Source organism: Capnocytophaga genosp. AHN8471 (assembly GCF_016806945.1).
Taxonomy (GTDB): domain Bacteria; phylum Bacteroidota; class Bacteroidia; order Flavobacteriales; family Flavobacteriaceae; genus Capnocytophaga; species Capnocytophaga periodontitidis.
Genome location: NZ_JAESPJ010000047.1, coordinates 1 through 11,671 on the forward strand (window position 1 = coordinate 1; position 11,671 = coordinate 11,671).

Annotated in this window: 2 protein-coding genes; both read right to left on the bottom strand. The window is 39.1% G+C overall.

All coding sequences use genetic code 11. The annotated features are described in order from the left end of the window. The coding region (locus tag JMN12_RS14940) for an HYR domain-containing protein (RefSeq protein WP_203140054.1) at positions 1-9,583 on the bottom strand (9,583 nt) is incomplete at its 3' end. A 490-nt stretch (positions 9,584-10,073) separates the two neighbouring features. After that, entirely contained in the window at positions 10,074-11,621 is a 1,548-nt protein-coding gene (locus JMN12_RS14945) for a sialidase family protein (RefSeq protein ID WP_088594018.1), read from the bottom strand. Positions 11,622-11,671: the final 50 nt, after the last annotated feature.

The following is an 11,671-nucleotide window of genomic DNA, read 5'->3' on the forward strand; positions in this document are numbered from 1 at the left end:
TAGTGGTAAAGGCATTGTCACTTCCTTTTATCTCATAGCGCAATGGTGTACCTGCTATATAAGTAGGCGTAGCGGTTACACTGATGTTGATCATCTCGTCTACAGCGCAAGTAGCTGATGTTGTTGTGGTGATACTGAGTGTTTGCAACTCGAAGGCTGGTTCTACTGTTACGCTTGTGGTGCTCGTAGCACAAGTACCTGAAGCGTCTTTTATCATAGCGTAGAAAGTACCTCCATTCAAGTTCGAAAGTGTGTACTCTGTACCATTTCCTAAACTATTTCCTCCATTATCAAAAAACTCAATGGTATAAGGTGGTATTCCTCCATGTATCTTGCTCGTATCAACACTTACTCTTGGAGTTGATAAGCCTTTATTGCCCTCACAAACATATTGTGTCGCACTAATCACTCCCGTTTGTAACTCTAATGGTTCTGGAGAGGTGATTTCAGCTGTAAAATTAGCTGTACAACCTGTTGAGTTTACTGTAAGTTGTAATACATACAATACTCCTATAGGTGTTCCGTGCAACTGAGTAAAGGTAGCGTTGTGTGTTCCTGCACTGCTTGGTGTAGGCGTAAATGGAACAGCTAAGCCTGTAGTACGATCGGTAGCGCTTAGGATACGGAATGTATAACTATCACTATCGGTAGGCATTGCTACTTCTATAACCCCCGTACCCGTAGCAGTGAGTCCTAAATTACATTTTTCGTGGTAAGGTTGTACCACTAAATCATCGATATTAGGCCATATAGGAACAGGAAGAATTACTTCTTTTACTATAGGACAATTTATTGTTTCGGCATCGTAAATAGTGATGCGGTAAGTACCTTCATCGGCAGGTGCTGGAATTGTAATGGTAGTAGTTCCTGCTGACAAAGCTTGGTTTTGAGCAATGATTTGTCCAGCAGAGCTACCATTATCTATATGTTCTAAAGTATAACTATAGGTACCTGTTCCTCCAGCTACTGTTACACTGATTGCTGCAGTAGGTGATGCACAAGTTTTAAGTTTGCTGAGTGTAGCTGAAGCAGTAATAATAGCTGTAGTACTGAAAGTAGCTGTAGTCACACAGCCATTTACATCTTTTACAGTAATGGTGTGTGTTATTATAGGATCTACTTCTACCTCAAACGCTTGGTTCGCTATTGTCCAAGCAATCACTTTTTCAGCACTGCCATCTAAGCTATAGTAATGAGCTCCTTGACCTATCTTATCAAGAGTTACTTTCACTGGGACTTTACCATTAAGGTTGTTATATGCTTGACAAGCCAAAGTAGTTACAGTTACAATGTTAGGTGTATCAAAAATATCAATAGTAACTGTAGTAGATTGCAAGCAACCATAAGCATCAAGTACATATACATCCCAATTACCTGCAGGCAATTTGATATAATCTGAGGCTTGAAGCGTACGAGTCATTACAGATGATGTGTAGGCTGTTCCTGAAGCTACATATCCATAAGTATAAGTAGCTGTACCTCCTGTGATATTCAACCACGCTTCTCCCTGAGTATTACAAGAAGCTTTTTGGGTAGCTGTTGCAGATATCTGCATTTGCAAATGAGATTTTTTTACTTCGAAGTGAAGTACTTGCGTACAATTGCTTGGGCTTTCGGTAAATACAATATAGTAATGACCTGCTGCTAAAGCACTTCCGGCTGTTTGTGGCGTAGTTACTGCTGCCGCCGTACCTGTATCTACTTGCTGATGGGTACTATTATTGAATATTTTCCAGCTAATAGTGCTACCTGCTTGCCAACCGCTAAGGGTGTAATTTACTTTACCATCATTACCTTCAGCACAAGAGGTTGTAGGCGTTTGAGATAAAGTTACCGCTAAGGTAGAAAGTGTAGGCACTGGTATAGTAGCCTCATGTGTATAACGGCAACCTGTATCGGCATTGTATACTACAAAGGTATAACGTACCCCTGAAGTAAGGTTAGGTATATTAGCTTCCACACCTCCTGTTACCGGATTACCTTTGTACCAAGTATCACTACCTCCTGTACTATTAGGAACAACCTTAGGTGTTATCCAAGGAGCTATTGGATTTTGGATACCTGTGCGATATACAGCAAAGTAAGCATTAGCAGTAGTAGTGAATGAGGCTGTACTTGCTGCTTTTACGTAAGCATTATGGGTAGTACTACAATTTGTAGGTGTATCATAACGTACCGTAATAGAGGTTGTATTTGCATTCACTACCGTTTGCAAGTGAGTTTCACAACCATTAGCATCGACGATAGTAATATTGTAATTACCATAGTTCAATCCTGTAAATGGCAGTGTAGTATTAGCGGCCTGACTATTGTGAGTAGCACTTTGCGTAGTGTTATGAGTTGTATTTTCAACCTTAACTGTATAAGGAGCTTTACCTCCTGTAATCAATTTTACTGCTAAATCGGCAGTAGGGGAGTTACAGCTAATTTGTTTAGTAACTGTGACTGTAGCGGTAAGTTGAGGCACTCCATTTACAGTAAAGTTTTGTGTAAACTCACAACCTCTATCGTCAGTGATTTTTAAGGTATAAACTCCTGGAGCTAAAGCCGTCATTGTTTGTACTGCATTAGAAGCATCTAACACTTGTACTGTGTGTGAAGAGGTTCCAACGTGATAATCGGACGGGGAGAGCAATAAAGCTCCATTAGCACGACCACAAGTAGCTGCTGTAACGGTGAGTGTACCTACAAGCAAACGCGGAGGATCACTACGCAAGGTTATATACTGTTCAGCTTTACACTCGCTACCATCAGGATAGTAACGCACTTGGAATTTGAAATCGGTATGAGTAGTAGCATTGGCACCATATTCGACTTGGCTTGTTGCCGAACCTATCGTACTATAAGTAGCTCCACTATCGGTGCTCACTCTAAATTCTTTGATAGCGGCTGGGTCTCCACCTTTTGTTGTAAGCGTATAGGTTACTAAATTACCTTTACAATTTGCATACTGTTGATAGGTAGGCGATACTTGCAAGCTAAGTGCCTCAAACACTTTAGTAGTTACACTTGTTGTACAACCATAACCATCGGTAATCATAAAGGTGTGAGTACCTGAAGCTACTTCTTCAGGGTAAGTGAAGCTACCTGAAGAGAACGCATAAATGCTTGTACTACCTTGTTTTTGTACTTTGTAGTTGCCATTACCACTCAAGATATTAATTACTACATATTTGGCATCACTAAATTGATAGCAATATGAAGCCGGTTCGGCAGTAGCCGAAATAGTATCAGGAGCTACAATCTCGAAAGTAGTTTGAGTAGTACAATTGTTATTATCGGTTACTACCAAACTATAAGTGCCAGGTGATAGGTTAGAGAACTCTATCGGGTTAATAGAAGGAACTGACATCGCACTAAGGGTACCTGTTACGAGTCCTACTTGGAAACGATAGTTAGGAGTACCCCCTGTAGCCGAAACTCTCACTTTTGCTTTTTGATTATTGAAACAAGTAGCTTTATCGGTTACTATTACAGTAGGTGTAATCACTCCAGGTTCACCTATTTTATAACCACCTGCAAGAGATACCACACAAGTATTTTGAGTAGCATCTTGTACGGTAAGTACTCCGTTTTGAGTAGCTGAGAGCCCCGTTATTGTAAAGACCCCTTGAGCGTTGAGTGTAGTGGTTGTCCAAGTAGTTTGATAAGGATCGGTAGTGTATTTCACTTGATTAGAAACAGGATTTACGACCCTTATAGCTACAGCACCATCGTGGTTACCATAACAACTTACATTTTTCTCGGCTCCGTATTTTTCAACACGCATTTGCTTATTAGCTTCTATATTGATGAGCTGAGTGATACTATTGTCACAGATTTTAGGTTGTTGGAATACTGTTATATTATCGATTACATAGTCGTTGCCTAAATTGTTATAGGTATTAACTGCTATATTTACGATTCTTATAATAAGTTGATTATCGCTAAATCCAGTTATTTCGGTAGCTAAGAAATCTGCTTTTAGGCTTGTCCACCCTGCTCCATTAGTAGCCGTACCTGCATATCTGCTAAGGAGTAGCGAACCATCACTTTTACGAACTTCTATATTAAAGCGCGGTGCAATTCCTGCTGTAGGAATCAAGCTCATTGCATCTAAACTCACAGAAAGTGGTTTGTTAGGTTCTATTCCGTTCAAACGTTTTTCATATACCATTTCATTACCTCCGCTACCTGCTATCGCCATATAGCGACCACCTGAAGCATCGGTAGGAGGAGTTGTTACCCAACCAGATTGGAGGGTTACTGCTTTAGTGAGGATATAGTTACCATCGGAAAGGGTTCCCGTAGCTGCACAAGTGAACGCTGTGGTAGCATCAGAGAGACAACCATTGTTTCCTGTTCCAAAATCTCCTCTAAAGAGCACATTGTTAGTAGTATCGGTCACTACAGTTTTGTAATATATTGTGAGTGAGTGTACCCCAGGTGTAAGCTCACGCACTACGGTGGTTCCACTCATCGATTGAGGAGTTTCACCATCAATGCTATATTCGTAAGTTTGTGAAGCAGTAGCTGAAACTGTGAGGGTTACAACCCCATTGCCACTATCACAACGATAGGTAATAGAGCTTATTCCTACTGAAGGAATTACATCAGGAGCCACCTTGATAGGCAATGAGATACGACATCCTTTGCTATCTTCAACAAATATATTACCTGAAGCTCCCATATAACCTATAGCAGTTGAACCAAAAGTAGCTCCTCCATCAAAACTATAACGATAAGGAGTCGTTCCGCCTGAAATATTAGCTACAGCTACTTTGTACTGTTTAGGGTTGTTTGTATCACAAGACTTATCGGCTAGTATGGTAGCAAAGCCTTGTAATGGTTTTTGAGTAGGAAGAATTACTATAGGTTTTTTGCTATAAGTACAAGTAGTAACTCCTACTTTTGCTTCGATGAATATTTCGTAAGTACCGGCAGTTAGGCCAGTGAACAGGCCACCTACACTGGTACGTGGATTAGGCAAGCGGTTACCATTAGCATCGAGTGTATAAAGGGTTACTTTGCGTTTTTGATTAGGAACACCAAATATAGTATTGATGATTCCGGTATTAGATTGGGTTGCACAAGCAATTTCGGTAGTTGCCGATACAGTAAAGTTATGTGGATTAGGAGGTGTAACTGTCACCTTATTAGAAAGAGCAAATGCTCCGTTACGTGCATCACCTACTAAGAATACATATTCCCCTACTTGAGTGATATTAGGCACATCTATGGTTTTAGAACTTTCACTCACGCTTTGAGTAGCAATAGGGGTGGAATTCAAAGCTGCAGACTCATTAGCATGCTGTTGTACGCCATCTATCGACCATAAGAAGAAATGATAAGGTGCTTCGCCCCCTTCGGCTTTAAGCTCAAAGGTTGCTGTATTACACTGTTTGAAACCTTTGAAAGTAGCCGTCATTGTCATCTTATTGAGTTTTTTAATCTCAAAAGAGTCGTTGAGTTCACAACCTACTACTTGAGGAGAGGTTACTTTTACGGTATAAGTACCTTGTGAAAGTCCATCTACAAGAGTTTCACTATTAGAAGTAGTGATATTTTTGACTCTTGTATCACTTGCATCAAATATCTGTATATTATAATTGATTCCATTAGTATTCATTGATATTTTCACGGAACCTTGTGTAAAATCAGTTTGATGAATTACATCAGTTACAGTACCTCCTAAGCCAGCTGTAAAGGCTTCGAAATAGAAGAAATTAGCACAGCTACCACTTTGTACTTTTAAGCGGTATTTACCTGAGGTATTGAGTTGGAAAATACTATTGGAGTGCAAAGGTGTCCAACATTGGTCGTCTGAATTTCTACAATCAGAAGAGGATTCGGTACAAGAGCCATTCCATTGTTGCCATTGGAAAGTAGTGTTCACATAGTTCACACTAATAGTTTTGCTTTTGCCATCACACAAATAGAAGTGGCTTGTCCAAGTATTATTATCGGCACAGGTTACTCCAACATTGTTTGCTTGAGATCGGATAGGATCGGTAGCCGTAGTAGCTGTTTGGAAGTTGATTACCTCTTCACTTGTGATTTGTACGCCATCGCAGATTTTAGTTTTTTCTACTCTGTAAGTGCCAGCAGTTCCTGCACCTGTATATTGATAGGTAGTATAAGTAGGTTGGAGCGTGCCATTAACAAACCATTTATAGGTATCAAAACCTTGTTCTGCAGTGAGGTTGAGTGTACTACCTACACAGAACACTTCTTGGCGAGAACAACCTGCTGTATTGATAGTCATAGAGTGAGTTCCTTCTTTAGCTTGAGGTGCTATATTACAACCAGGAGTTATACTACCATAATTCATTTGGTAGCTCATAGTGAAGTAATTGCCACAAGGTTTAGACGCTTCGGCACATCCTCCTATATGTTTCATTGGGATTTTGATTACCTTAGTAGCTCCACCCAAAGGAATAGTAGTACCAGGTATATTAAATAGGTAGGTTTTAGTGATAGGGTCATAGCTTTGTCCTGGAGCAATTCCTCCTTGGGTAGCTCCTGTTAGAATAGGATTACCATTGGTGATTACTCTTGCATTTGCGGGCAATTTCACGGTGAGAGAAGCTGTACTAATAGCATTCTGACCTGTATTTTGATAAGAAATTTCGTATATAAACTCATCATTAGGATTGAGTTGTGTTACTGCTACCCCTGCGTTATTGGTATAGCGAGCATTTACAGTCATTTCCAAAGCACGCGATTTTACAATTACTTTGAAAGTACAAGTGCTGGTATTACCATAAATATCGGAGAAAGTATACACTACGGTATGTGTACCTATACCAAATTCGGTATTAGGAGTATGAGAACGTGTAGTGCGAGTTGTATCAAAACAAGTATCGGTAGCAGTAGGTTCAATCCACGATACTTTTTTACTACATTTGCCAGCATCGGCTATTACCGTAATATCAGAAGGGCAGCCTGAAATTACTGGGGGTGTTGTATCCTTAGGCAGAGAAACTGTTACGGTTTTGGTCATAGGGGCAGTAGAACCACCACAGCCTATATTACTTTTGAGTTGGTACTCTACCTCAAAAGTAGTAGTTTCGGAGATAGCACGAGAAAAAGTACGCTGTGTACCAAGAGGAGTGCTGGTAGTACGTTGTCCTGCTGCATTGAGTTGATACCAACGAATATCGAATAAAAAATCAGATAGACTAAAGTATAATTTAGCTTGATCTCCGCGACAATTGGCTGCAGCTGTTATCACCACATTAGGAGTAAAAGCAGTATTGATTTTCACCTCAATATCGTTTTGCACTGACTGACAGGCGTGAGTAGTACGCACCATATAACTACCATCGTCCAAATTATTAAAGACAGCATAAGTGTTGTTAGGATCAGTAGCTTGGAAAGTGATCGTTCTCACTGGAGTGGTGAGATTAGGTTTTTTAAATAGTGTAAAGGTAAGTGGATAAGAAATTTGCTGTCCTGTTAGATCTACAGAAATGATACCAGAACCGCTTGAAGCACTACAAGCAGAAGCCGAGAGCACAGGATCTAAAGAAGGTTGAGGTTTTACTGTAAATGGATGGTAATAGATTTGGCTATGAGGGTATTTACCCGCCGCAGTGGGTAAAGCAGTCTCTACCTGCCAATGGACTGGGCTATTGTCTGTAGCTTGGTAATATAAATTCCTATATTTCAAGGCGTAATTACCTGGAAATAAGTTAGAAAAACTTCCTACAGGCTGTTGACTATATCCTTTTGGGGTTTTTGTATCGATATCTACATAATTTCCAGGAAAAGTTTCACGAGTCAAGTACACTTTAGGAGTTGAGCCATACATTTCACCTAAATCATAAGTCACTTTTCCGCTATTACAAGTTGTTTCTACTTTAATGGAATCAGTAATTTTGCGCAGTAAAGCGATTTGAACAGTTGTGGTAGCTATATTGCCGCAAGCATCGGTGATAGAAAGGGAGTAAGTACCTGCTGGCAAATCGCCCCAACCATAATAATGTTCATCATTCCAAGTCTGTACCAAAGGGAAAACTACAGTTTTAGTATAAGTAGCGGTTTCAAAAGGCAAGCGTGTTTGGAAAGAAATTGCAGAACGACCATCGGTAGGAGTCAATTTCACTGTAATTGGAAAGATTACTTCTTTGTTACGACGGTAAATATATCTATAGAACGCCCCTGTATTTTCATAAACACCATAGGCATACCTTATATTTCTAAAAGCCTGAGCAGGGTCAATGCTTGCAGGAGGCGTTAATTCCACTGTTCTACAGAGTTCAGAGCAACCATTAGGGTGTTGGTAACGGATACGGTATTTACCAGAAGAGGGAAGATTTACTCTGGCACTATTGTTATCAGCTGCAAAGGTATGCCAAGCAGGTGTAATGGTAGACCAAACCCCTGGAGACGTTTCTTTTTCTACAATAAATGTAGGCTTTACTTGTTCATTATTATATTTGACTTGTATTCTCCTTGTACCTCCATTGATTACATCTTTAACTTGACGATCTGCATATTGAAAATACATATACAATGTATAGGAAGCAGTACCACACTGATAAGTAGAAGCATCATTGTGATACAATCCTATTTGATAGCGGGGGTCAGAAGGACATTGGGGTATATCAATACCATTATCTAATTCAACAGTTTGGACTATTGTATTTTTACCTCCATTTACGGTTATGCGTATTTGGTCACCTTTTTGGAAGATATAATCATCTACATAGAAGTTTTCATCTACAAAACGAGGTGTAGCAACAGGTTGAACTCTATTGAGAATCTCTACTTTTGCTTTTCCTTTAAAATAATTGTTTGCTGCTGCTCGATAAGGTTCAGCAAATACATACCCCCCATCTTTTTTTCTAATTATAAAATAGAGTTTGAACTTACAATTAGCCCCCATAGAAAAACGGGTCTGATACATTTGAATTTCAAAACAAGAAGGATCCTCAGGTTCTTTTATTTCTACAGGGACGTATTGTGTTTCTCCACAAACATTACTTATATTTGTTTTGTCGTGCACTACTAATACTACATTACCTGTGCGCAATTCTTTACCAGGGCCTCCTTGTATGGTAATAAATTTCGTAGCAGGTGAAGGACGATTGAAAGTTTGCATAGGAATTAATATATTTCCACTTTCATCAGTAACTGTTACTTCAAAAGGACCTGTACCACCAGAAGGAATTTTGAACTGTATTTGTCCATCAATCACTCCCGCACAAGTAGGTGCTATACCTTCAGCTGTGATATTCATAGTTTTATAGGTAGTAGTAATGGTAACAGTTCTTACAATTGGTTTTACCCCTACTGCGTTGTTATCATAGACTGTAACCGTATAAACTCCTGGTTGCAAATCGGCAAACTCATAGGAGGCTGGAGTACCCGAAAGGGCTTGTAGACTTGGGCTTCCTGAAGGTTTTGTCAGTTCAACAGAGTAGTTACCTGAAGAAGTACAACCTGCAGGCATAGGTGATTTAGGCTGTGCTGTCACACGTAACTTCGCATCCGACTTACACTGCCCAGCGGTAGGAGTTAGTTGGACATCAAAACATTCTTGTGCTGATACTGATAAACCTACCACAAATAATACAATTGCTATTAGAAACTTTTTCATAATTGAAATGAGTACTTTTGTTCTGAAAAAACGTAAAATGATTCACAAAAGTATATTTTTTTTATGAAAGTAACAATAGTTTTACACATACTTAGCATTACAGAAGAATTTTTCTTAAACAAATATTTGTTTATCAGCGTTTTATAACAAAGTTAAATCTTGTTAATACATTGTTAAATAACAATAATTAGCAAATATAAATGATTTTTACAATTGAGTTTTTAGAAAATCTTTTAGTTAAACACCTTTAGAAAAGATTTCTTTTACATTTTTGTAATACGATATTTATCCATTGCATACCCTCCATTAAGGGGTTTAAAGGATTGAGGATTGGCGTTTGCAATAGGTGCATTTTCAAAGAAGACGTGTTATAATATGTAAAGCTACCAATTCAATAGTTGCAAGAATACTATGAATTGCTAGCAAATATTGTAACAAATAATTTATTGATTGATCACAAGAATATCAAGACGACCTGTATTAATCCTTATTATTTTATAAATTCTTTGATAGGTATTTTCTGGAAGAGCAAATCACCGTCACCTTCGTAAAGAATACCTATGTATTTATTATCTATTACCGTAAGACAAGAATAGCCCATAGCTGCTTGTTCATACAACAATATTGAAGGTAGTTTATCCCAAGTATTACCTTCGTCGTTACTTGTTTTGATAGTCATATTTACTCTATTCTTTGCATCATTAGGATTAGAGAAGAATAAATACTGTTTTCCCTTTTTGTCTTTATAAGAAATGATACTTGCCATACAATTAGGTTCGGTGAGGGCAGTGCGAGAGGTGTTGTGCTCTATCCACGTTTTGCCCATATCGGCAGTAACGGCTACGGAACGACCGTGATAGTTATCAGAGAGCTTATAGTTGGTGCGATTGCGGTCGTCGCGCATATTGAGCATTAGTGTACCATCGGAAAGTTCTACCACTTGCGCCTCAGTAGTGTGTGTTTTAGCTCCTGTACCTACGTGCCACGTCTTGCCGTGGTCTTTACTGTAAATAATAGTAGAATGAGGCACTTGGTCTTTATCTTTAAACTGACCTGCAAACACCAAGGTACCATTACTCATCGAGATACCTCTGCCAGGTCCTTGGAAAAATAGCCTCCATTCAGGATTTTTGATTTGAGAGGTGATATTAATAGGTTCACTCCACGTTTTGCCATCGTCTTCACTTTTCACTACTACTATTTGTCCTGTTTCCTCAGGAGTCATTCCACTTTTAGAGCCCCACCAACTCATTGTTTGAGGATCTAAGCCGTGCTGCCACAAGCCCATCACCCAAATAGTGTTGGTTTGCTCATCTACCAAAACTGCGGGATCTCCCACCCCATTAAGGCGGTTAGGTTTTCCTCCCCATTCACCCATATCAATCACTTTTTTCATTGGCTCCCACGTTTGTCCGCCATCAGTACTACGACTCATTCCTACATCGATATCTTCTTGCAAATCCTTGCAGTTGTTGTAACGATTGTCGTAAACGGCTATCAGCGTACCTTTATTAGTGGTTACAAGCCCTGGTATACGGTAGCATTCTATGCCGTCTTGCTTACGCTGACGAAGAGCAATAGCAAAACGTTGTCCTTCTTTTTTAGCATTGTTGAGCGTGAATATAGCCTCATTAGTGGTGAGTTTTATCTTTGATAAGTAGAGTTTTTGTAAGAGGTCTGGTTTTTGAGTAGTGCGGGCAGAAACCCAAACAAAAAGGCTATCATTAGTAGATTTAAAATTTCCTTGTAGTTTGGTGTTACAACTGAGATTTGAAGTTTTAGCAAAAAGTGTTGCTTGTTCTCTTTTAGCGTTAGCACCTACATAAACAGAGAGTTCAGATAGATTAAGCTTTTTACTTTTAAACTGCAAAGAGAGTTCTTTTACCTCTGTTCCTTGCTTTACAGGCAGTACAAATGAGGTAACAGGATTATCTTTATCAGTAGCCAAAGGCATTTGTGCTTGAGTAAAAGTCATTCCCTTTTGGGCATAGCCAAAGCTAAGGAAGCATAATGCAATAATGGTAAATAGTTGTTTCATAAGAAATTAATATATTAATTTTCCAATATATAGATTTATCAATTCAAAGT

Bases quoted from the DNA above. Each gene is read 5' to 3' on its own strand.
- JMN12_RS14945 (WP_088594018.1), bottom strand. From the start codon at position 11,621: ATGAAACAACTATTTACCATTATTGCATTATGCTTCCTTAGCTTTGGC.